General features: G+C 65.6%; 23 protein-coding genes and 1 pseudogene. 10 read left to right on the plus strand and 14 right to left on the minus strand.

From position 1 onward, the window contains the following. The first annotated feature begins 34 nt into the window (after positions 1-34). Together VJ162_RS03340 and VJ162_RS03345 are read left to right on the plus strand one after the other, a co-directional pair. Entirely contained in the window at positions 35-1,504 is a 1,470-nt protein-coding gene (locus VJ162_RS03340; protein ID WP_324662371.1) for an ATPase domain-containing protein, read from the plus strand. A gap of 3 nt (positions 1,505-1,507) precedes the next feature. After that, complete coding sequence (locus VJ162_RS03345) at positions 1,508-2,911, plus strand: PAS domain S-box protein (protein WP_324662372.1); 1,404 nt, start codon at positions 1,508-1,510, stop codon at positions 2,909-2,911. 7 nt (positions 2,912-2,918) lie between these two features. On the opposite strand, the gene VJ162_RS03350 is transcribed toward VJ162_RS03345, so the two are convergent. Together VJ162_RS03350 and VJ162_RS03355 are read right to left on the minus strand one after the other, a co-directional pair. Continuing rightward, on the minus strand, positions 2,919-4,883 hold the full coding sequence (locus VJ162_RS03350; RefSeq protein ID WP_324662373.1) for a sensor histidine kinase: 1,965 nt from the start codon (positions 4,881-4,883) through the stop codon (positions 2,919-2,921). 185 nt (positions 4,884-5,068) lie between these two features. After that, positions 5,069-5,524: a transporter gene (locus VJ162_RS03355; RefSeq protein ID WP_324662374.1), complete on the minus strand. Its 456-nt coding sequence runs from the start codon at positions 5,522-5,524 to the stop codon at positions 5,069-5,071. Positions 5,525-5,653: 129 nt separating this feature from the next. Here VJ162_RS03355 and hisC point away from each other — a divergent pair, with 129 nt between their 5' ends. Genes hisC through VJ162_RS03370 form a run of 3 tightly spaced genes read left to right on the plus strand, consistent with a single transcriptional unit; the run spans position 5,654 to position 7,844 of the window. Next, positions 5,654-6,736, plus strand: coding sequence for a histidinol-phosphate transaminase (gene hisC / locus VJ162_RS03360; protein WP_324662375.1), 1,083 nt, complete (start codon positions 5,654-5,656; stop codon positions 6,734-6,736). Then, positions 6,733-7,239 (plus strand): adenylate kinase family protein, encoded by a 507-nt coding sequence (locus VJ162_RS03365; RefSeq protein WP_324662377.1) that lies wholly within the window; start codon positions 6,733-6,735, stop codon positions 7,237-7,239. The genes hisC and VJ162_RS03365 overlap by 4 nt, the downstream gene beginning before the upstream one ends. After that, the gene (locus tag VJ162_RS03370; protein WP_324662379.1) at positions 7,236-7,844 is read left to right on the plus strand and encodes a CDP-alcohol phosphatidyltransferase family protein; all 609 of its coding nucleotides are present in this window, start codon (positions 7,236-7,238) and stop codon (positions 7,842-7,844) included. Before VJ162_RS03365 ends, VJ162_RS03370 begins: the two co-directional genes overlap by 4 nt. A gap of 104 nt (positions 7,845-7,948) precedes the next feature. Here VJ162_RS03370 and VJ162_RS03375 read toward each other — a convergent pair whose 3' ends face one another. Then, the gene (locus VJ162_RS03375; RefSeq protein ID WP_324662380.1) at positions 7,949-8,269 is read right to left on the minus strand and encodes a hypothetical protein; all 321 of its coding nucleotides are present in this window, start codon (positions 8,267-8,269) and stop codon (positions 7,949-7,951) included. A 147-nt stretch (positions 8,270-8,416) separates the two neighbouring features. Between VJ162_RS03375 and VJ162_RS03380 the strand changes: the two genes are divergently transcribed. Both VJ162_RS03380 and VJ162_RS03385 read left to right on the plus strand, forming a co-directional pair. Next, positions 8,417-9,067, plus strand: a complete 651-nt coding sequence (locus VJ162_RS03380) for a hypothetical protein (RefSeq protein WP_324662381.1) — start codon at positions 8,417-8,419, stop codon at positions 9,065-9,067. Between the two features lie 255 nt (positions 9,068-9,322). Then, a complete protein-coding gene (locus VJ162_RS03385; protein WP_324662383.1) occupies positions 9,323-9,850 on the plus strand; it encodes a multiprotein bridging factor aMBF1 in 528 nt (175 codons plus the stop codon). On the opposite strand, the gene VJ162_RS03390 is transcribed toward VJ162_RS03385, so the two are convergent. Continuing rightward, a complete protein-coding gene (locus tag VJ162_RS03390; protein WP_324662384.1) occupies positions 9,847-10,404 on the minus strand; it encodes a response regulator in 558 nt (185 codons plus the stop codon). The genes VJ162_RS03385 and VJ162_RS03390 overlap by 4 nt on opposite strands. Positions 10,405-10,514: 110 nt before the next feature. Between VJ162_RS03390 and tpiA the strand changes: the two genes are divergently transcribed. Continuing rightward, positions 10,515-11,162, plus strand: coding sequence for a triose-phosphate isomerase (gene tpiA / locus VJ162_RS03395; RefSeq protein WP_324662385.1), 648 nt, complete (start codon positions 10,515-10,517; stop codon positions 11,160-11,162). A 145-nt stretch (positions 11,163-11,307) separates the two neighbouring features. On the opposite strand, the gene VJ162_RS03400 is transcribed toward tpiA, so the two are convergent. Then, entirely contained in the window at positions 11,308-13,146 is a 1,839-nt protein-coding gene (locus VJ162_RS03400; protein ID WP_324662387.1) for an ATP-binding protein, read from the minus strand. Positions 13,147-13,280: 134 nt separating this feature from the next. On the opposite strand from VJ162_RS03400, the gene VJ162_RS03405 reads away from it, so the two are divergent. Continuing rightward, positions 13,281-13,628 (plus strand): hypothetical protein, encoded by a 348-nt coding sequence (locus VJ162_RS03405; RefSeq protein ID WP_324662388.1) that lies wholly within the window; start codon positions 13,281-13,283, stop codon positions 13,626-13,628. A gap of 12 nt (positions 13,629-13,640) precedes the next feature. Here VJ162_RS03405 and dinB read toward each other — a convergent pair whose 3' ends face one another. Together dinB and VJ162_RS03415 are read right to left on the minus strand one after the other, a co-directional pair. After that, positions 13,641-14,960 (minus strand): DNA polymerase IV, encoded by a 1,320-nt coding sequence (gene dinB, locus VJ162_RS03410; RefSeq protein WP_324662389.1) that lies wholly within the window; start codon positions 14,958-14,960, stop codon positions 13,641-13,643. 306 nt (positions 14,961-15,266) lie between these two features. Next, positions 15,267-16,667 (minus strand): FAD-dependent oxidoreductase, encoded by a 1,401-nt coding sequence (locus tag VJ162_RS03415; protein WP_324662390.1) that lies wholly within the window; start codon positions 16,665-16,667, stop codon positions 15,267-15,269. A 202-nt stretch (positions 16,668-16,869) separates the two neighbouring features. Here VJ162_RS03415 and VJ162_RS03420 point away from each other — a divergent pair, with 202 nt between their 5' ends. Further along, the gene (locus tag VJ162_RS03420) at positions 16,870-17,229 is read left to right on the plus strand and encodes a hypothetical protein (protein WP_324662392.1); all 360 of its coding nucleotides are present in this window, start codon (positions 16,870-16,872) and stop codon (positions 17,227-17,229) included. Positions 17,230-17,568: 339 nt separating this feature from the next. Here VJ162_RS03420 and VJ162_RS03425 read toward each other — a convergent pair whose 3' ends face one another. The 7 genes and pseudogenes from VJ162_RS03425 to VJ162_RS03455 form a co-directional block, all read right to left on the minus strand. Next, on the minus strand, positions 17,569-18,621 hold the full coding sequence (locus tag VJ162_RS03425) for a tyrosine-type recombinase/integrase (protein WP_324662393.1): 1,053 nt from the start codon (positions 18,619-18,621) through the stop codon (positions 17,569-17,571). Positions 18,622-18,660: 39 nt separating this feature from the next. Further along, the gene (locus VJ162_RS03430) at positions 18,661-19,248 is read right to left on the minus strand and encodes a J domain-containing protein (protein WP_324662394.1); all 588 of its coding nucleotides are present in this window, start codon (positions 19,246-19,248) and stop codon (positions 18,661-18,663) included. Positions 19,249-19,416: 168 nt separating this feature from the next. Beyond that, positions 19,417-19,599, minus strand: a complete 183-nt coding sequence (locus VJ162_RS03435; RefSeq protein ID WP_324662395.1) for a hypothetical protein — start codon at positions 19,597-19,599, stop codon at positions 19,417-19,419. Further along, positions 19,592-19,858 (minus strand): hypothetical protein, encoded by a 267-nt coding sequence (locus VJ162_RS03440; RefSeq protein WP_324662396.1) that lies wholly within the window; start codon positions 19,856-19,858, stop codon positions 19,592-19,594. Before VJ162_RS03440 ends, VJ162_RS03435 begins: the two co-directional genes overlap by 8 nt. Then, positions 19,851-20,432 carry a J domain-containing protein gene (locus VJ162_RS03445; protein WP_324662398.1) on the minus strand — a complete coding sequence of 194 codons (582 nt, stop codon included), beginning with the start codon at positions 20,430-20,432 and terminating at the stop codon, positions 19,851-19,853. The genes VJ162_RS03440 and VJ162_RS03445 overlap by 8 nt, the downstream gene beginning before the upstream one ends. Then, positions 20,429-21,019, minus strand: a complete 591-nt coding sequence (locus VJ162_RS03450; protein ID WP_324662400.1) for an eL43 family ribosomal protein — start codon at positions 21,017-21,019, stop codon at positions 20,429-20,431. The genes VJ162_RS03445 and VJ162_RS03450 overlap by 4 nt, the downstream gene beginning before the upstream one ends. A gap of 268 nt (positions 21,020-21,287) precedes the next feature. After that, positions 21,288-21,599, minus strand: a pseudogene (locus tag VJ162_RS03455) (PadR family transcriptional regulator); the annotation flags it as partial. Positions 21,600-22,004: the final 405 nt, after the last annotated feature.

The following is a 22,004-nucleotide window of genomic DNA, read 5'->3' on the forward strand; positions in this document are numbered from 1 at the left end:
GACTTTTATACCCCCGAGTCCGTAACTACGTGGTATGCATCCGTCCGACCGCCGGTTTGGGCAGCGTTCGAGCGGCGTCCCCGGCCTCGATTCGCTCCTCAACGGCGGGTTCGTCGACGGCCGTCTCTATCTCGTCATCGGTCCGCCGGGCTCGGGCAAGACACTGCTCGGAACACAGTTCCTCAGAGCGGGTCTCGACGCCGACGAGACGGTCCTGTTCATACACAGCGAGGAGTCGGCTCCCGACCTCCGTGCCAACGCGGCGAACCTCGGCATCGACATCGACGACGCCGAGTTTCTGGACGTGGGACCGGAGTCGGACTTTTTCACACAGAGCGGGTCCTACGACGTCGTCAGCCCGGAAGACATCGAGGACGGCTACCTGATTTCGGACATCAGACGGGAGATAGAGGCGGTCGACCCGGACCGCATCCTGATAGACCCGATAACGCACTTCCAGTACCTCGAACCGACCGAGTACCAGTTTCGCAAGCGTCTCATCTCGTTTGCGCGGTTCCTGAAAGACCGCGGGACGACCGTCCTGGCGACGAAGACGCCAAGCGAGGGCACGGACACACAGCTGAAATCGCTCAGCGACGGGGTCGTCGTCCTCAGCCACGACGGGGAGCAGGCCGGCCGCCGTATCCGCGTCCCGAAACACCGGGGCGTCGGGCAGCGTGACGGCTCCCACGGGATGGAGATACGCGACGGCGGCGTCGAGGTCTACCCGACCGGCGTCGACGAGCGCGCCGACCGGCAGTTCGACCCGACGCAGTTCACCTCCGGGGTCCCCGAGCTCGACACCCTGATGGGGGGCGGCATCGAGCGCGGGACGGTGACGATTCTCAGCGGGCCGAGTGGGGTCGGCAAGTCGACCACGGCCACGCAGTTCCTGGTGAACGCGGCCGCGGCGGGGAAACCGGGGCTCGCGTGTCTCTTCGAGGAGTCGATCGAGACGTTCGTCTACCGCTCGGAGACGTTCGGGCTGCCGATATCACGACTGCGCGAGGAGGGGTCCCTGTTCGTCGAGGAGCAAGACGCGCTGTCGCTGTCCCCCGAGGAGTTCGCACAGCAGGTCAGGAGCCACGTCCGGGACCACGCGGTCGAACTCGTCGTTATCGACGGCATCGCGGGGTACAAAAACGTCATCAAGGGCGGCGAAGAGGGCGTCGAGTTGCGGCGCAGGCTCCGGGCGCTCATCCAGGCGCTCGTCCGTGCGAACGCGTCCGTGATTCTCGTCGACCAGCGGCGGGAGGTGACCGGGTTCCCCGAGCCCACGAGCGAGGGCGTCAGCTATCTGGCCGACAACATCGTCTTCCAGAACTACATCGAGGTCGAGGGGGAACTCCAGCGAGTCGTCGGCGTGTTGAAAAAGCGTGTCGGAGGGTTCGAGACCGTCCCGCGGCGGTTCACGATTACGGCCGACGGCCTCGAAGTCGGCGAGCCGGTGTCCGGGATGCACGGGGTCTTCGAGGGGATACCCGAACGGTCGGGAGCCGAGTGAGCTATGGCGACGGTGCAACTCCTGCTGGCCGACGAGGCCAACCGGGAGGCGCTTGCCTCGCTCGTGGGCGACCGCCACGAGACGCTCACCGACGAGACGGTCCGGGACGCAGACGTGTACGTCGTCGACGACGCGTCGTTTGCCCGGTACCGCGACCGGCTATCGGAGCGCAAACGCGAACTCGACCCGGTGTTCTGTCCGGTGGTACTGGTTCGCCGGGAGCGGAGCCCGGTCACCGTCACGCTGCCCGACATCGACGATGCCGACCGACCGCTCATCGTGAACGAGGTCGTCCGGGCGCCGGTGGACCGGCAGGCGTTCTTCCGGACGCTGTCGAATCTCCTCGTCCGACGGTCCCAGACGGAGGAACTCGCCGGCGACCTCCAGGCGCGGCGCGCGGAGTTGCGGCGGTTCGAGAACGCGGTGGAAAACGCCGGGCTCGCCATCTTCATCACGGACCCCGACGGTACCATCGAATACGTCAACCCGGCCTTCGAGGAGATGACGGGGTACACGGCCGAGGAGGCGGTCGGGCGGAACCCGCGCATCCTCAACTCCGGGGCACAGGACGAGCGGTTCTACGACGACCTCTGGGAGACCATCCAGAGCGGCGACATCTGGACGGCCGAGATCGTCAACGAGCGCAAGTCCGGCGAGCGGTTCATCGCCGCCCAGACCATCTCGCCGATTCAGGACGACGGCGAGATACGCGGATTCGTCGGTATCCAGGAGGAGATAACGGACCGGCGACTGCGGGAACAACAGCTTGCGGTGTTTCACCGGATACTCCGACACAACCTCCGCAACAACGGGACGACAATCGTCGGCCGCGTCGACGTGTTACAGGAGTCTCTCGACGACGGCGACGAGTCGGCCGACCACCTGGACGTGATTCGTGACAACATGGTCTCGCTGCTCGATATCAGCGAGAAGGCGAGCCGCATCCAGCAGCTGCTTGCCACCTCGCTGGCGGAGGCCAACGCGGAACGGGACCTGATGGCGGCTCTTGCCGATATAGCCGCGGACCACTCGGAGTCGAACCCGGAGGCGGAGATCCGCGTCGAGGACGGCCCGTCGGAGCCACTGGCCGTCGACTCCAAGGCCGTGCCCGCTCTCAACGAGTTCGTCGAGAACGCCGTCAGACACTCCGAAACGGCCTCTCCGCGCGTCTCGGTGCGCGTGACATCGGACGGGACGACCGCGACGGTCACCGTCGTCGACAACGGGCCGGGTATCCCCGATCAGGAGCAACGGGTCATCGAGGAGGGGACGGAGAAACCGCTCGAACACGGGTCGGGACTGGGCCTGTGGTTTGGCTACTGGCTCATCAGCTACGTCGGCGGTGACATCGACATCCAGACTGACGCGAGCGGCACGACAGTGACCGTGCGGATCCCCCTCCGGTGAGCGCCAGTCACTGGAGCGGTGGGCGGCCCGTAGTGCCCTGGCCGTCTACCGCGAACTCGAACCGCGCACCGCCGTCCCGGCTCTCGGTCACGGTGACAGACCAGCCGTGTGCCCGCGCGATGGTCTCGACGATAGCGAGCCCGAACCCCGTCCCGTCGCCGTCCGAGTAGCCCTGCTCGAACACCTGCTCGCGCTGTGTCTCCGGGATACCGACCCCGTCGTCGGCGACGTAGAACCCGCTGTCGGTCGGCCCGACGGTCACCGTCACGGTCCCGGACGCACCGGCCCCGTGTTCGACACTGTTCCGAAACAGGTTCTCGAAGATATGGCGGAGCTTGTCCGGGTCCGCTTGTACCTCGGTGTCGCCGGTCGTCTCCAGCGTCGCGCCGTCGGTCTCGACGCGCTCCCAGCAGTCAGTCGCGATAGCGTCGAGCGAGACCGACGACACGTCGGTGACCAGCTTGCCCTCGCGGGTCAGTGTGAGCGTGTCTTCGATGATGGACTCCATCCGACCGTGTGCCCGTTCGATGGGTTCGAAGTGGGCGTCGTCGCCGGTCTCCCGGGCCAGTTCGAGCCGGGCCCGTGCGACGTGAAGCGGGTTCCGGAGGTCGTGTGAGATGACGCTTGCGAACTTCTCCAGGCGCTCGTTTTTGCGCTCCAGGGTCCGCTCGTACCGGTGGCGACCTATCTCGTATCCGATCCACCTGGCGAGGGTCTTCACCGTCGACTGCTGGATTTCGAGTACCGCCCGTTCCCGTGGCTCCTCGCCGCCGAAACACAGCGTCCCGTAGGTCTCGCCGTCGATGCGTATCTCCGCCCCCAGGTAACACCGGAGGTTGAACCGCTCGAACGCGGGGTCGTCCTCCCACCCCTCCGCGCTCGCGTCACCGACGACGAGGGGTCCCTCGGCGTCTATCGTCTTCCGGCAGTAAGTCCGCTCCAGGGGGTCTTCCGCCCCCGCCTCGATGTAGTCGTTCGAGCCGACCGAGGCGAGTATCTCCTGGTTCCCGTCCTCGATGCGGGTGACGTACCCGACCGGATGGCCCAGATTTGTCGCACCGATCTCCAGTACGCGCTGGAGCTTCGTCTCTATCGGCGTATCGGCGTCGAACGTCGTGTCGTACAGCTGTGAGAGCGTCGCCTCCGAGGCCTCTATCTGTGATTCGAACCGCCGGTGTTCGGTCACGTCACGCTGGACCGCGACGAACTTCTCTACCGAGCCGTCCACGCCGGTCACCGGGGCGATCGTCTGGTGGGCGACGTATCGGTCGCCAGATTTGGTGCGGTTGACGATCTCCTCCTCCCAGACTTCACCGTCGAGGAGGGCGTCCCACATCCGCTCGTAGTACGCCTGGCTCTGCTCGCCGGATTTGAGGATGCGGGGGTTCTGCCCGACCGCTTCCGTCCGGTCGTAGCCGGTTAGCTCTTCGAAGGCCGGGTTGACGTACTCGATGATCCCGTCGGGGTCGGTCACGACGATGGCGTCCGCCGCGTGTTCGACGGCCTGTTTGATGCCGTCGAGCTGTCCCCGGGTCACGTGGCTCCGGTGGCGGGTGAGCGTCGCCGCTATCCGGGCCGCGACCGCCTCGGCGCCGTCGTCACGAAGCGAGGCGTAGCCGTCCACGCCGGCGTTAATCGCCTCGGCGCCGACCTGTGTGTCGCCGTCCACGTCGACGAGGACAAACGGGAGCCCGGGGTGTCTGTTCCGGACCCTTTTGGCCAGTTCGACCCCGTCTTCCTCCCCGAGATCGCTCGCCCCCGACACACAGTCGACCGGCTCCGATTTGATCGTCTCCAGGGCGTCCCCGACTGACTGGGCCGTCATCACCTCGACGCCGTCCAGCTCCGACTCGACTGTCTCGCTTACGGTGGCGTCGATACCGACGGTGAGGACAACTGCCGACCCGGCGGGGGACGAGCGCTCGATCCGGCCGGCTGCCTCACCGGACTGCCCTGAACGATAACGACCCATGACACGTGCCTTGTCGCGTTCTCACCTAAATACTGCTTGTCGTTGCCCCCTCCCGATAATAGCCAAAACCATTATATATGTTCGACAGACAGAAACCCCGAACCGAGTGCCATAGACCCACCGCTGTCCGTTTCTACGGGGTGTCGACGTTTCGACGTCCGAAAGGCAACGGACAGCCGACAGTCTCAGTAGTAGAGCCCGAGGATGGCGCCGGCGTCGACGAGCAGGAGGACGGCGACGACCGAGGCGGCAAGCAAGAGCGGACGGGCTTCGGCCGCCGGCTGGCGCACCTTCTGCTGTGCCGTACCATCGGCGAGCTTCGAGGCCCCGATCTCCACGAGGGCGGCCAGCGCGAACCACAGCGCGACCATCGCGAGGACGAGGTGGCCACGGCCCGTCGCGAAGAGGCTCTCGCCGGTGTAGCGCGTCGCGGCGAGGTGACCGCCGGTCAGCAACAGGAGGACGGAACTGGCCCGCGAGACGGTCCGGAGCTTGCCGGTGATCGCTTCCAGAGCACTGGCCTGCATGTCACCGCCCATCGCGGTCGGAACGACGGCGTAGCTTGTGAACAACACGGTACCGGACCACAGGCCCGCGAAGACGAGGTGCGTGGCGTAGATTGCGGCGTCGACGAGCGTCATGTGCGGTGGTTGGGCCCGATCCCCTTGAACGTCATGTACTCGGTCCGCACGCTGGACAGCGGTCGGTCCGTTCCGGGACACTGCCTGCAGTTGGGCACGCTTAAGCCGCCCGGCCCGCTTGGCCCGTACATGAACCCACGGGACCTCTCCGCGCACACCGCCTACCGGGCGGGCCGCGGTATCGAGGAAGTCGCCCGAGAACTCGGCCTGGACCCCGACGCGATGGTGAAGCTGTCGTCGAACGAGAACATGTTCGGCCCCAGCCCGCTGGCGGTCGAGGCCATCCGCGAGTCGGCCGAGCGGATGCACTCCTACCCGAAAGCGTCCCACGCCGACCTGGTCGAGGCGCTGGCCGACCGCTGGGACGTAGTCCCCGAACAGGTCTGGCTCGGCAACGGCGGCGACGGGGCCCTGGACTGTCTCGCCCGGGCGATGCTCTCCCCCGGCGACGAGGTGCTGGTCCCCACGCCCGGCTTCGCCTACTACCCGATGAGCGCCCGCTACCACCACGGCGAGGTCGCGGAGTACACGCTGTCGAAGGCCGACGACTTCGCCCAGACCGCAGACGTAGTACTCGACGACTACGACGGCGAGCGCATCGTCTATCTCACGAGCCCGCACAACCCCACGGGCAAGGAGTTCACGCTCGATGCGGTGCGGGAGATTGCCGAACGGACCGACGCGGAGACCCTGACGCTGGTCGATGAGGCCTACGGCGAGTTCACCGACAGCCCGAGCGCGCGGCCGCTGCTCTCCGAGCGCGACGACGTGGCGCTCCTGCGGACGTTCTCGAAGGCCTACGGCCTGGCCGGCGTCCGCCTTGGCTACGCGCTCGTCCCCGAGGAGTGGGCCGACGCCTACGCCCGTATCAACACCCCCTTCTCCGCGAGCGAACTCGCCTGCCGGGCCGGCCTCGCCGCGCTGGACGACGACGACCACGTCGAGCGCAGCGTCGAGACCGCAGCCTGGGCCCGCGAGTACATCTACGAGGAGCTCGCGGCGCCGACCTGGGAGAGCGCCGGCAACTTCGTGCTGGCCGAGGTCGGCGACGCCGCGGCGGTCGCCGACGCCGCACAGGCCGAGGGCGTCATCGTCCGTGACTGTTCCTCCTTCGGCCTGCCCGAGTGCATCCGCATCACCTGCGGGACGAAGGCGGACACGAAGCAGGCGGTCGCCGTGCTCAACGACGCCATCGCGGAGGCCGGGACGTGAGAGTCGCCGTCACCGGCACCCCGGGGACGGGCAAGACCACCGCGACGGAGCGGCTGGAGACGGACCTCGACGTGATACACCTCAACGACGTCATCAAGTCCGAGGGGTTCTCGACGGGGACCGACGAGGAGCGGGGCAGCCTCGTCGCCGACATGGACGCGCTGGCGACGTGGCTCGACGGCCGCGACGACGTCGTCGTCGAGTCCCACCTCGCGCACAACTTCGAGGCCGACCGTGTGGTCGTTCTCCGCGCCCACCCCGACACCGTGGTCGAGCGGCTCCGCGAGCGTGGTGACTCCGACTCGAAGGCCTACGAGAACGCCGAGTCCGAGGCGCTCGACGTCGTCCTCTCGGAGGCCGTCCACCACCACGGTACCGACAGCGTCTACGAGATAGACACGACCGAGCGCGACCCCGACGACGTGGCCGCCGAGATAGCGGCCGTTATCGACGGGGAGCGTGAACCGAGCGCCGGCACCGTCTCCTACGTCGACTGGCTATGACACTCGATAGATTCCGCCACGTGGCCGACCGCGCGCTCGACCCGTTCGTCGGGCTGGCCCGAACGGTCGGACTGTCGCCCAACGGCGTCAGCGTCATCGCTTTCCTGCTTGCGGTCGCCGCCGGCGGCGTCTACGCCGTGGCCGCGAGCCGGCCGCTCCTGTATCTCGTCGGCGCGGTCCTCGTCTTCCTGAACGGCTGGCTGGACCTCGTCGACGGCGCCCTGGCCAGGGAACTGGACATCGCCTCATCCGCGGGGGACCTGCTCGACCACGTGCTGGACCGCTACGCCGACATCGTCATCATCGTCGGGCTGGCCGCCGGCATCGGCCAGTGGGCGCTGGGTATCGCCGCTGTCACCGGCGTCCTGATGACCTCCTACCTGGGCACCCAGTCCCAGGCCGTCGGGCTCGACCGCGTCTACGGCGGGCTGCTCGGCCGCGCTGACCGCCTCGCCCTCGTGGGTATCGTCACCGGCATCGCCGCGTTCGTCCGCCCGACCGGCCTCGGGCTGGACCCCGTCGGCTGGCTGCTCGTCGTCTTCGCCGTCGTCGGCCACGTCACCGCCGCCCAGCGGTTCTACCACGCGATGCGGGCACTGGAGTGACGGGGTTTCACTGACACCATAGTGGAACCGGAGAATCACCTATTACAGGTACGAACCGGGACGAGCGGCCAGCACAGCGGTCTCTCTTTCCACCGTATTGCACGTCAGTGACGCCCAACTCCTGTAAGCGGTCGCCCGACGATGAACTCCGGAACGAAGACGATAGCAGCGAGGAGACAGAGCAACGCCGAAATCGCGGTCAGACGGAACACACCGGCCAGAAGGTGTCTGTCTTTCGGGAGGGACTCGGCGACACCGGACAGCGCGGACGCGACAGCCATTACAAGTAACCAACTGCCGGAGCTATCGCCGCCGGCGCTCCATGCGTATATCCCCAAGAACGCGAGAGACGCGACGAACTGGATCCACGAATTCGGTCGTCCAGCCGGCTCACGGAGGACGAGCTTCTCGATGATGGAGGGCATCAGTTGTCACTCTCTGCCGGTGCAGATAAAGGCTACAGGGTGTCTCACGTTCTCCGCTTGACGACGGCTCCACGTCGGGGGACCGACACACGAGACGCGCGACGCGTTTCACCAGAGCTAATGAACCGGGGTACGGGGATTGCAGTGATGCCCTCCACGGAACGTATCGAGCGGCCCCAGCAAGCGCTGAGCGTCGCCAACCGATATCGCAGACGCGAGCGTCTCGCCAGTGCACTGGTGGTGATACTCGCGGTGTCAGTGTGTCTCGGAGCGTACGTTGGGACATCGCTCTTTCCGGCGGCTATCGTCGCCGTCGTCGTGGTCGTCGTTGCACGCGCTCCGATACTGCGGTCTGTGGGAACGGTGCGGCTGCGAACTGACGACGACCCCGAGGCTGTCCTCGACGCGCTGACGGGCCCGACACCGCCGGTGCTCGCCCTGCAGTGGGGCGTCGCCGATGCAGTCACCATCGAAGACGGCGTGCCGACGTACACGACCTCGTATCTGTTCGGCTTGCGCTCTGTCAAACCCACCGTCCACACACAGGCCGAGTCCACCTCCGACGGGAACCGGAGAGTCGAACTGGAGATGCGGGTAAACGACAACCCATGGGGGACATACACCGCGACGGTCGGCAATGCCGACGGCCACACCGTCGTCGACGTCGCGTACACGTCCGACCGGCGGTTCGGTCTCCGGCGGGTGCCACAGCAGCTACTCGCGAAACGATACCGCGACGCCGCGCTCAGAGCGCAGGGGTATGCCGTCGTCGAGCGCGAGGGACACTTCGGCCTCTAAGACTGTCGGCTGCACCAGTACCGAAGAGTTCACCGCCGGCCTCGTCGAATATCGCCACGGACATAGTAACAGTACGAGCGGCGAAACGCTCACTTTGCCCCGCTATCGGAGCTCAGATAGCACCGTCTGAAACAGGTGAGAAGCGGCGACGACCGGGTACGCGTGTGTCCGTTGCCAATCGCGGTCGCACACGGCCCCGAGGACTGACACCCGCCCAGCGCACCATTTATACGGGACCCTCTCCAACTCCGCCGTATGGTTCAGTGCGAGATGTGTGGCAAGGAGGTTTCGTCTCCGAGCCGCGTCAAAATCGAGGGGGCCGAACTCGACGTCTGTGACGAGTGTACCGAATTCGGTACCGAGCTCAAGACAGAGGATTCCTCCTCGTCCACGTCGACGAAGTACTCCACTTCCTCTTCCGGGTCGGGTTCGTCGTCCTCGTCGTCGTCAAGCTCGTCCAGTTCCTCGGGCGGCGGCCGCCGACGGGACATGTTCGACGAGATGGACGAGATCGCACAGGACTTCGACGACCAGATTCGGTCGGCCCGCGAGGCCGAGGGGCTGAGTCAGACGGAACTGGCCCAGCAACTCAACGAGAAGGCGAGCCTCATCCGGAAGCTAGAGCAGGGCAACTCGCTGCCCAGCGACGACGTTCGAGCGAAAATAGAGAAGTCGCTGGGCGTCGACCTGAGCGCCGGCGGGAGTTCGGACGAAGAGGAGTGGTCGGGCGGGGAGAGCGACGGCAGCTACACGCTTGGTGACGTCGTCCAGCGCAAGGACTAGAGCCGGAGGTCTTCTTCTTCGACATCTAACTCGGCGGCCAGTTCGTCGACGCGGTCGGATATCTCGGCGATCTCGTCTTGGAGCCGCTGGTAGCGCTGGCTCCGTTCGAGTTCGGTCTGGGTCTTCTCGACCTGGAGGACGTTGCGCTTTAGCTTCCGGGTCGTCAGCGCCTGGAGCTGCTCGTTGTAGGCCCCGATCTTCTGGAGGCGCTCGACGACGTCGGTCAGCTCCGACTGCGTGACGGGCTTGACGAGGTAGTCGTCGACGCGCATCTCGATGATATCGAAGTCCGGGTTGACGGCCGTCACCATCGCCACCCGGCAGGGCAGTGACTGCTCTTCGATTTCCGCAAGCACCTCGTTGCCCGAGACGACGGGCATCCGACGGTCCAGCAGGACGACGTCGATGTCCTCGGAGAGGCGTTCGAGCCCCTCTTCGCCGCTGTAGGCCGTCCGGACGTCGTAGCTGTCGTCGAGGTAGTCGGTGTAGAGGTCCGCGAGGTGCTGTTCGTCTTCGACGATGAGTACGGTCGGTGTCGCGTCGCCTGTGCTCACGGCTTGTCTCTCGGTGGCTACTTTCCGCAGTGTCTTAATGCTCACTGCTCGGCGCCGCGAGCGGGCCCGAACACGCAATCTATTTCCCACCGGCGTCCGCGTCTACGGCTATGTTCGTCCTTGTCAATCTCAAGGCGTACCCGTGTGACCCGATAGAGGTAGCCACCGCTGCGGCCGACGTCGCCGACGACTCCGGCGTCCGCGTCGCCGTCGCACCACAGGCCGCCCACATCGACGCCGTCGCCGAGACAGGCGTCGAGACCTGGGCCCAGCACGTCAGCCCGAACGAACAGGGCAGCCACACCGGCTCCACGCTCGCCGAGGCCGTCGCCGACGCCGGCGCCGAGGGGACGCTGCTGAACCACTCCGAGAACCGCCTCAAGCTGGCCGATATCGACGCCTCGCTGGACGCCGCCGACCGCGTCGACCTGGAGACCATCGTCTGTGCGAACAACCCCGCACAGATCGGCGCCGCTGCGGCGCTCGGTCCCGACGCCGTCGCCGTCGAACCGCCGGAGCTCATCGGTACCGGCACGCCCGTCAGCAAGGCCGACCCCGACATCGTCACCGGCGCGGTCGACGCCGCTGCCCGCGTGGACGGCGACGTGGACGTGCTCTGTGGCGCCGGCATCTCGACCGGCGAGGACCTCGTCTCGGCGAGCGACCTCGGCGCGACTGGCGTCCTGCTGGCAAGCGGCGTCGCGAAGGCCGACGACCCCCGCGCCGCGCTGGAAGACCTCGTCGCGCCGCTGAACTGAGCCGGCTACTCGAACGCACATTTTTCGAAGGGCCGTCCCGCGCAGTCGCCCCACCAGAACAGTCACAGCTCTACAGGGCGTTGTCGCTGTCTCCCGGCGGTTGTTCGGGGAGTCGACAGTACCGGGCGGACTACGGCGTTCCGTATCAGTCCCGCTGCTCGACGAGTGCGCGCTCGATCTGTTCTGCGTACGCGGCGGCCGTCTGCTCGTCGATGTCCTCGTCACTTGCCTCCCGTACCAGCGCCGCCAGCCGGGAGTCGTACTTCCCGCGGCCCACGTGCTCTATGAACCCGTCGAGGCGGAGGGTTCGGTTCCGGGCGTACGCCGCAGTGCGGTCGCCCGAGCCGCCCGCGGAGAAGTGGGCGTTCAGCGGCGTCCCCGGCCCGTGTTCCCGGTAGTACGCGAGCATCCGTCTCGTCTTCTCCTCCAGCGTCTCGATATCGCTCCCGATATCGCGGACGACTGCGGGACGGTTCCCCTGTGTGGCTGTGTCCGCCTCGGCACCGGCATCGCTGTTTCCACCCGCGTCTTCCCCAGTCGCTTCGCCGCCATCCTCTTCGGCGACCGCCGCGAGCGCGGCCTCAAGGGCCGCATCGGAGCTGCCCTGTGTCGACTCGTCGGGCGCGGAGCCGTTCGCGGTCGCCCCGTTCGCGCTGGCACCCGCCCCGTCGCTGCCGCCGTTCATCGCCACGCCGTCGTCGTCGAAGGCGCTGAACGCGTCCCCGAAGCCGCCCCCGGAGGTCGTGTCGGGCTCACTACTCGCTTCGGTGTCGTCGGCCGGGGCGGTCGAGTCGGTTGCCGGCCCGGCGTCAGTCGCTGCAGTCGATTCGGCTGCGGAGTCGGCCGGCATCGAGCCGGCTGGCGGTTCGGCGTCGCCCTGGCGCCGCTCACGTTTGCGCTGCATCTCCTCTTTTGCCGTGCGGCCGGGGTTGGCCCCCTCGACGTGGCCCAGCAGGGCGTCGGTGAACTGCTCGGCCATCCGCTGGAGGTCCCTGGCGTCCTGTAGCTCGGTCTCCAGCTCGGCGATGCGGGAGTTCTTCTTGTCAAGCTCCTCGCGCAGCTCCTTGATTCGGTTCTCGGTGGCCTGTTTCTCCTCGCTGATGGTTTCCAGTTCCGAGACCAGGTCCTCGCTGACGGATTTGAGTTCGGGCCGCTCGAAGTCGTCCAGCCCGGGCGTGGCGCCGGCGTCGAAGGTCTGCTTGCGGTGGAACTGCACCCGGCGGACCTGCTCGGCCCAGTCGGTCATCATAAAGGCCTCGCCGTCGTCTAAGTCCTCGACGGCGTCGGCGTACTGGCTGTCGAGAATGCGGCCGACGACCTTCGTGTCGTTGTTCCAGGTGAGCCGATGCCACACGAGCCAGTCACACTGGGTGATGTAGTCTTTCTTCACGTCGGCCGGCCGCTGGCTGATGCCGACGATGCCCAGCCCGTGTTTCCGGCCGCGCTTCCCGATCTTGATGAGCATCTTGCCGACCTCGCCCATCGAGCCCTGCTCGGGAATCCACTCGTGGCACTCCTCGACCAGCATGAGGAACGGCTGTTTCTGCTTCTTCGCCTTGGCGAACAGCGCCTTGGCGACCTCGGTCAGCAGGCTCTCGGCTTCGTCCTCGTCGAGAAAGGAGGAGACGTCGAGGATGATGGGGACGTTCTGTTCGAGCGCGAGCGAGGCGATCTTGCCGGCGTGTTCCTCGGTCACCTGGATGTCACACTCCTCGTCGCCGCCGACGTGGAGTATCTCGTACTCCTCTTTGAGCCCGTAGTACTCGCCGTCGATGTCGACGACGAGCAGGCCAAAGCCGTTGTCCAGTAACTTCTCCGCGACGACACTGGCGGTGTTTGACTTGCCCGAACCGGACTTGCCGGTGATAAAGCCGCGGCCGGTCAGCAGCTCCACCACCGGGATATCCACGGACTGTCCGGGGTCTTCCATCCCGCCGGGCCCGGCGCTCGTGTCGGCCACGGTGATGTGTTCAGTCTCTGCCATTCGTTGTTGTCCGGTGAGAGTATCGCTTGCCCCATAACTCTCCGTCAGACGAGCGTCAGCGGCCTGATGTGTCCGTGAGCAAGGGCTATGGTCGTGGCGCGTCTCTGTTGAGCTGAGCGCGGGGATGGGACAGTATGGCACGCTACGAGACGTTCGTCGAGGACGACACCGTCTACGTCGGCACGCCTGACGGCAAACTGGCGGTCGGTCCGCTCGATGACGTTGTCACGGCGGTCGGTGGCCCGGCCTGGACGATTACCTACGCGGAGAGCCAGAAAGAGCACTACCCCCAGATGGACACCTCCGACGAGGGCCTCGTCGTCGACGTGGTGGATATGCTCTCGGCGATGACACACAGCGAGCAGTTCGTCGAGACGCTCGCGGCCCACCCCACGACCGTCCCCGAAGCGGACACTATCTCTCCGAGAGCGGGGCTGTTCGTCGGCAAACTCCTAGAGAACCTGGAGAACGGTGTCTCCTGAGCAGTGGCTCGCTTACCCGAAATCGCCCAGCGAGGCCTGCCCGTCGGTGTCGTCCACCCCGTCATCACTGGTCGCCGCGCTGTCTGTATCCCCGTTAGACTCGGTCCCGTCGAAGGCGGTCAGACTCGCCTGGCCCTCCGGTGTCGACGCCGAAGCGTCGGCCGGTGACCCGTTAGCGGCCGTTTCTGCCGTTTCGCTCCCGTCCCCGAACCCGCCGAGGCTGGCCTGCTCGCCCCCCGAGAAGTCCAGGTTGGAGACGCGCACGCCGAGCTTCCGGACCGGCCGCTCGGCGAACTCAGAGAGCAGGTCGAGCGCGATGGACTCGACCAGGTCGGCGTCGGCGACGGGGCCGGGAAGCGACCGAGCGCGGGTGTGCACATCGAACGGCGGTTCGACCACCTTGATGCCGATGGTCTGGTATCGGGCCTCTTTCCGGTGGGCCCGGTCCGCGACCGCAGCTGCCAGCGTGGTGACCTTCCGCTCTTTCTCCTCGATTGCCTCGACGGCCTCGGTGAACGCGGACTCCCGAGAGAGGCTCTTGGGGTCCCCTCGCGGCGTCACTTCTCTGGTGTCTTCGCCGCGGGCGTAGCGCCATATCTCACGGCCGCGCTCGCCGAAGCGACTTTCCAGGACCTCCGGGTCGGCCCGGGCGAGGCCCCCGGCTGTCTCGATGCCGAGGTCCGCGAGTTGCCGGGCAGTCACCGGTCCGACGCCGTGGACCTCGTCCACGGGAAGATCGGCGAAAAACTCCCGCACGTCACCGGGTTCGACGACGACCAGGCCGTCGGGTTTCTCCCGGTCGCTTGCGACCTTCGCGGCGCTCATCGTCGGGGCGACGCCGACGCTCGCGACGACGCCGACCTCGGACTCGATGGTCGCCCGCAGGTCGCTGGCCCACGCCGCGGCGCCGTCCCAGCCCACGGCGTCCGTGATGTCGAGGTACGCCTCGTCGATGCTGACCTCCCGGACGGTGTCGCTCTCGGCGTGGAGAATCGTCTTGACCTCCGCGGCGACCGACTCGTAGTAGTCCAGATCGACCGGCCGGTAGATGCCGGTGTCGGCGTCGCCGTCGGCGTCCGCCCGTCGGGGGAGCCGTTCGAGCGCCTCGGATATCGCCATCGCTGACTCGACGCCGTACTCGCGGGCCTCGTAGCTCGCCGTGGCGACGGCGCCGTGTGTCTCGCCGTCCTCGTAGCCCATTCCGACGACCAGCGGTTCGCCCGAAAGCTCCGGTTTCCGGCGCTGTTCGCAGGCCGCGTAGAAACAGTCCATATCGACGTGTGCGACCACCTGGTCGGGGCGAGCGGTGCCGGGCAGTCGCGTGGCGTCCATGCGGAGTGGATACACGCGGTCCCTGAAAATCCCTCCGTCCTCGGGCCATCAGAGACGACGGACTGAGGGCTGTTCGGTCGTCGTACCGGGGAACTGGTGGGTGCACTATGCCACAACCAGATCCCCACTGTTCGGGTCACGTCGCCCTATTAAGAGCTTTTCCGTGCCGACGTTCGTTGCCGTCTCCGCGAGAAGAGCACTCCTTCGTCCTGTAGATCGCCGGGCAGTCGCTTACAGACGAGTCAGTGGTGACAGCTGTGTCGCATCTGCCCGTCTGAGAGCCGGGCTGGCAGGGAAAGCGAGCGGTCAGTCGTCCGTCGCGGGCACTTCTTCGACGCCGTCGGAACCGGCGGTCGGCGCCTCGGCGCCCTCGCCGTAGGGGAAGTTCCCGATAGTGGCCTCGCGGAACGCCGCCTCGTCGAACTCGTACTCGCCGTCGAGGAACTCGAGCAGCGTGTGCGTGTCCCGCATCGCGTTCTTCAGGCAGGTCGACGCCCCCGGCGACGGCGTGATGTTGAAGATGACGTCGTCACCGACGATCTTCGCCTCACCCATGTCCAGGGACTTGGCCTTCGTGTCGACGATCTGCGGGCGGACACCGCCGTACCCCTTGGCGCGTTCGATGTCGTCCAGTTCGACGCTCGGGACAACCTTCTGGACGTGCGGGAGGAACTGTCGCCGGCCGACCTCGGGGAGGTCATAGAGCAGGTTCCGGAGGACATAGGGGAGAAGCACCTTGTCCGAGAGGATGTTGGCGTAGCTGAGAAACGCCGCCGCGTTCAGCCCGAACACGTCGAGGAAGTCGGAGACGGTCGAGATGTTACCCCGCTCCAGCGCCGGCACGAGCTTCGCCGTCGGGCCAAAGCGAGTGATAGAGGCGTCGTGGACGTCGGCGTCGCCGTGGACCGCCGCGAACGGTAGCTTCTTCATCTGTAAGGTGTACACCTTCCCGTTCAGCAGGTCGTCCGCCAGGAAGAAACTCCCCGCGACGGGGAGGAGAACCTTGTCCTGTCCGTAGCCGAGCTCCTTGGCCATCTGGAGGCTGTGGGAGCCGGCGGCGACGACAGTCGCGTCACAGTCGAAGCGGCCCTCGGTGGTCTCTATGGTGTGTCCGTCGAGTGTCGGCGTGATGTCCGTCACTTCCGTCCCCGTGTAGACATCGACGTTCGCTTCCTGCTCCGCCTGCTCGACGAACGACTTCGTCGTCATGCCGTAGTCGACGACGTAGCCATCGGGCGTCTGCAGGGCGAGCATATCGACGTCGGGGTCACGGCCCTCCAGAACCTTCGGTTCGATGTTCGCTATCTCGTCGCGGCCGATCGGCCGGAGCTTCGGGAACAGGTCGCCAAAGCCCTCCTCGTGGTAGCGCTCTTCCAGCTGTGGGACCTCGTCTTCGCCCACCGCGAGCACCATCTTCGAGCGCTTTGCGTGCATCTCCCGGTCCGGGTCGTGGTTCTCCAGGTAGCCCGCCAGCAGCTCGGCACCCTCCTTTACCTCTTTTGCCTTCTCTAGGGTGTAGTTCGTCTCGATATCACCGAAATGCAGCGTCTGGGAATTGTTCGTGTGGTGGGAGTTGATGGCCGCGACCTCGTCTTCCTTTTCGACGAGTGCGATAGAGTCTATATCCGTGAACTTCGCGGTCGTATACAGCAGCGATGCCCCGCTGATTCCCCCGCCGACGATAACCAGATCGTATTTCCCTGACATTGTTTGACTCTCGCTATGCCTACCCGTGCGCTCCAGACTGATAACTCATATTTTTCCGTCCGTATTTCTACAATCATCGAAGCGGCCATCGACTAACTGTGTAACGCGGGCGCAAAAGGACTGAGAACGGGGCTATCACCGGTCCTACTGGACATCTCAGCTGGTCAGTATATTTATTTGTTTCACCGTTCATACACCGCGTGTGTCTCTCGTTGCAGACCTCCAGAATCAGGTTGGCGATAATCTCAGGGCTGTGGCCACCTACGAGGAGGCCGAGTGGACGCTGCGCTACGAACGCGAGGACATCAAATCCAAGCCCCGCATCTTCGAGAAGATTCACGAGGAACTGATCCTAGAAGGAATGGGCACCGAGTATCTCGAAAACGTCTTTCAGGTCGGGCAGCTCAACTGCACGATGCACAGCTTCGAGGAGGCGATGTGCTTTCACTTCGTCCGTGGCTCGATGCGGGGCGTGTTCGTTTCCATCGAACCCGAGACGATGGGGCCACTGGAGGGGTTCGTCAATATCTGCAAGGAAAGCGAACTCGATCCGGGGTTCTGACGGGACCCGACCGTAGCGGGCACGGACAAAACCACAACTGTCCGACCGAACGGACGCTACTGCGTGGGCCGCACCACTGGCCAGGTTCGCCGGTTGTCGCCCGAGACAACTGCGAGACGAACGTGGCGCTACCCGGGACGGGTCTGACTCACCAGCCCCGTCGCCGGCACCGATACCCCGCCGAAAGGTGGCCACCGAACGATGAGCCAGAGAGCTGCAAGAGTCACTCCGAAAAGGACGACGTCATCTACGCGCTTAAATACGGAATGGGGTCGGAGGGATAGCCGGTTCTGAGGAATTGATGGGTATATTTGCGATTCGACGGACGGAGCGGAGTTCCTAATTGTCATTGTTGGTGAATCCGAGTTTGTTGACGAAATCGCGACGGCGGGCTTCGAGCTTCTCGACCTCAGCTGCTTTATCGTAGTACCGACGCAGCGTATCCGGGTCGCTGTTGACCCGTTTGCCCACAGCCTCGAAGGAGAGACCGCGGTTCAGTTGCCACGTGATACTCCCAGTTCGAATCTGATGCGGCGAGCGGGAGGATGGGCATTTGCTGGCGTGGTTGAGCTGGGTCCACTCACAGCTCTCGGGATCCTTGCTATGGGGACAGGCAGTGTGGACACAGGGTAGGGTCGCTGCATAGAGCCAGTTCCGAAGTGTCGACTGGGCTAGCCGCCCCTGGCGTCCACAGAACAGCGGCTCGCGGCCAGTTTCATCGCGTTTGCGTGACCGGACCGATTCAATGTACGTGTCTATAACCTCACAGACGGCCGTCGGGAGTCCGACGGGGCGCTCGCCTTGGTCCTTCTTTTTTAGCGGTGTTTCCGGGGGGCGATGGCGGAACCAGATAAGTTCCTTCTCAGGGTCGTAGTCCTCTAGGTCGATCCCCCGGAGCGCACCCAATCTGGCACCGGTGTACCACGAGACCTCCAACGCGACGTGCCCTTTCGATGCGTACTCGACTCGTGATTCCCGATAGTGCGAGAGGATTCGGTGGGCTTCGTCTGGTTCGAGTAGCGTGTCGTCGGTCTCCTCGCGCCGACTGAGCGTCGGGATGTTGACCTTGTAGGGCAGCATATCGTCGACGGCCTCGATGCCGGCGGCATACTCCAACCAGACCTTCAGCGAGGTCATCTGGCCCTTCATCGTCGTCGGTGCCAGGTCCTGCCCCTGCCGGAACAGTTTGAACTGCTCCAGATGCCAGCCGGTTATATCACCGATACAGGTGATGTCCTCCTGGTCTTCGGCCCAGTGGACGAACTGTCGGAGCCGGGTCTCGTAGTCCCGTAACGTCTCTTCCGTGTAGTCCAGCTGCTTGGCGTCGAGGAACTGCTCGTAGACCTCGCGGACCGAGAGGTCTCCGGGGTTCTCGATAGGCGCCCCCGTCATTGGGACCCCCAAGAAGAGCCACACACTGTCGATAGCGAGTCACTCGCCATCGAGCAACACCTCCCGCGCCTCTCGAACGTTCTGGAGCTCGGCTTCGCTGCCACCGTGGTCCGGGTGAGCTTCCTTCACCCGTTCGCGGAAGGCACGTCTGATTTCTGCAGGCGTGGCGTCGCGGTCGACACCCAACACCTCGTGTGCCGACCGGTTCGTGACGATGGCTTCAGCCTCACCGCTCGGCAGGCGGGCGTTCGCGAACTCGCTCTCTCCGGTGGTGACCGGTCGGGCCTCCATTTTGCGCTTCTCGCGAACGTACAGGCCCACGGTTCGCACGTTATCACGGACGCGGCTGTACGCGTCACAGGCGACGGCGAACTGCTCACCGTCCATCGACCAGCGAAGCACCACGCTGGAATCGTCCGGCTCGGACTGATTCGCATACGGGTAGTTCAGGTTTCTCGATTGGTGACGCATCGGCGTCTCGAGTCGCCAGTCGTCGACATCCAGCAGGTCCAGTTCCGCCGCCAAGTCGTCAACGGCCTCGTGGAGCGATACTCGGTACTGCTCGTTCGTATCTCGTTGTTCGGGGTCGGTTCTGTCGAAGCCGGCCGGCCAGTCGACATCGCTCATTCGTCGACCACCCCACCGACAGTTTCAGTATGATATTCGCTCTGTGTTTGCATGGGTCTCTCCCCGACAGCGGGCGTGCCAGGGTTCCAAGCTAGACACACCCGCTGTCGAGAGGCCCGCTCGGAATCGAACCGAGCCGCCACCAGTGAGCCCAGCCGCATCGCTCTGTTACTCGAATCGTTTCGAACAGCACCGCGTGGCCTCGCCGCGGGAGTCGTACGACTCGCCACAGAGACAGCAGTCGAACGACGGCCGACGCTCGCGACGGCGCCGCTCAGCGAGGGCGTCCCAGGACTCACCCTCACCGCGGGGAACGCCGACCGACTCGATATCGAGTTCGTAGTCAGTCATAGAACATCACCCGGACACCGTTGAATTCGAACTCGAACGGCTGGCCACACTCCGGACAGACTTCCGGCCGACCCGGCACGTGGATGTGGTTGTCCTCGTCGACGTAGGCCGGCTCGTCCAGTTCGATAGTCTCGGGCTCGTGGTCACAGAACGGCTGCTCGTCCGGGCCACTGGGGTCACTGGCGGCGATGCCACACTGAAACTCGACCTCGGTCTCCCCGGCGAGGTGCTGCTCGGCCGGGCTGACGACCTCAGCCATCGCCCAAGAGCACCTCCTTGGCCCGTCGGACCGCTCGAAGCTCTTCCGGGCTCCCGCCATGGTCGGGATGCGCGTCCTTCACGGCGCTCTGATAGGCTGCTCGAACGTCGGCCTCGGATGGGTCGGGGTCGAGACCCAGAACTTTGTGAGCCGGCTCAGCGGCGACGACAGCGTCGTCGTCACTGTTGGGGAGTCGTGCCGCCGCGAACTCGCTCTCGCCGGTCTCGACGGCTCGGTTGCCCCGCATACGGGTCTCGTGGACCCACAGGTAGACCTCGCGAGCGTTGTCCCGGAGCCGGGTGTAGGCGTCACAGGCAACCGCGAACTGCTGGCCGTTTTTCGACCACCGGAGGACGAACCCGGGGTCTTCCGGGTTCGCGTTGTACTGGGGGAGCGTGTTACTCTTGGTGTGGCTGTTGCCGATAGAGGCGCGCCAGTCATCGGGGTCGAGGCGGGCCATCTCGGTCGCGATGGCTTCGGTGGTATCGGCCAGCGACGCCTCGAAGCTGCGGTTCGGTTCCCGCCGGGCCGGCGGCGTCCGGTCGAACCCCGCGGGCCAGTCGATGGCCGTCACGCGGATCCACCTCCCGCGTGTTCGGCACTCACGTCCTCGGGGTCGGCCTCAAGCAACTCCCGGGCCAGCCCCGTCGCCGGCCCGTCGTTGCCGCCGCGGTTCCCACGCTCGACGGGCTCGTCGAAGGTCGCGCCACACCCCTTCGCGCGACAGGTCCAGCCGTCGGATTTGACCAGCCGCCGGACGGCCGGCGAGTCACACTCCGGACACGCCAGCACCGTTGCCATCTCGCCGTCGGGGCCGACACAGGTTGAACACGGCTCGGCGTCGGTCGACTCGGGTGGCATGCGCTGCGGGTCGGTCATCTGCTCGACGGCGACACAGTGTTCGTCGCGGTGATAGTGCGCGTCGAAGCGGTCGCCGGGCACGATGACGAGTTGCTCGTCGTGGTCGGGTGCGGCCACGCCCGGGTGACAGGTCGCACACGGGTCGGGCTCGTGGTAGGCGACGTAGGACTCGGGGCGGTCGACGGTCAGCTCGGGGTCGTTGATACGCGGGCAGCGCGTGGTCGCGTGGAAGTAGTCGTTGCGAGCCGTCCCCTGCTGCATGAGGTGGGTGTCGTAGTCCCGCCAGGTGCGCTCAGTCATCGGACTCACCCCGGAGTTCGCTCACGCGAACGGTCTCGCCGCGCTCTAAGTCTTCGAGACTGTCGTCGTAGAGTTCGTCGCCCGGTTCGACGGTAGACACGTCAAAGCGCTCGACGGTCTCGCAGGCCAGCAGGCGAATCTCGCGGTAGGTCTGGCCGGCCTCGACCAGCTCGTCGTGGTTGGTGATAGTGCCGTCAGGGCCAGTCTCGAATTCGGCGCCGTCCTCGTAGGTCTGGTAGACGGCCAGCACGTAGCCCTCGGTGTTTGCCTGGCCGCCGTCGGTGACGAGCTGGCGTTGGTCGGTCGCGTTTGCGAGGTCGCGCGCCTGGGTCTCCAGCAGTTCGCGGCCGGTGTCGGTCAGGCGGTAGGCGTTCGTGCGCTTGTCGATGGGCTCGCGGGTCACGAGGCCGGCCTCAGTGAGGTGGTCGAGGTTCTGGTAGAGGCGGCTGTGCCCGATGTCGGTCTCGTATCGCTCGTCGAGCCACGCCTTCAGCGCGAGGCCGTAGGGTTCCTCGTCGACGGCCGCGATGGCCTGGAGGATGTCCCGGCGAAAGCCCGTGAGGTCGTGGTACGTCGTCATGCCGTCTCACCCATGGTTGCTCCGAGGGTCGGCGATGCCAAGAGGCCACAGCGGCCGCGTGAACGGAAGTGCAAGATATGCCGGTTGTTTGGACGATTACGGCTACTCAGTGGCTCTCCCGTCCGATTAACCCGTAAACGGAAACTGAACGGAAGTGAACGGAAAGGCCGCCCTCTGGCGATTTGGGACTGAGCGGAACGTGAACGGAAACAGTGACTACCCGTGTCCGCGGTCGGTCGGCGGTGCAATCGTGGGGAGGTTTCAAGGCTCCCGGTGGCGATGGCGTTCATGCGGTTGTGAGCCGACGCGGCGCCCGTGTCCTAAGCACGGCGTCGCACTCGGTTTTCCGAGCGACGCCCGAGGAGCCACGCGTCGACCTGCTCAGACAGTCAAGGGCGCAACTAC

This window comes from Haloarcula sediminis (assembly GCF_035656455.1).
In the GTDB taxonomy this organism is placed as follows: domain Archaea; phylum Halobacteriota; class Halobacteria; order Halobacteriales; family Haloarculaceae; genus Haloarcula; species Haloarcula sediminis.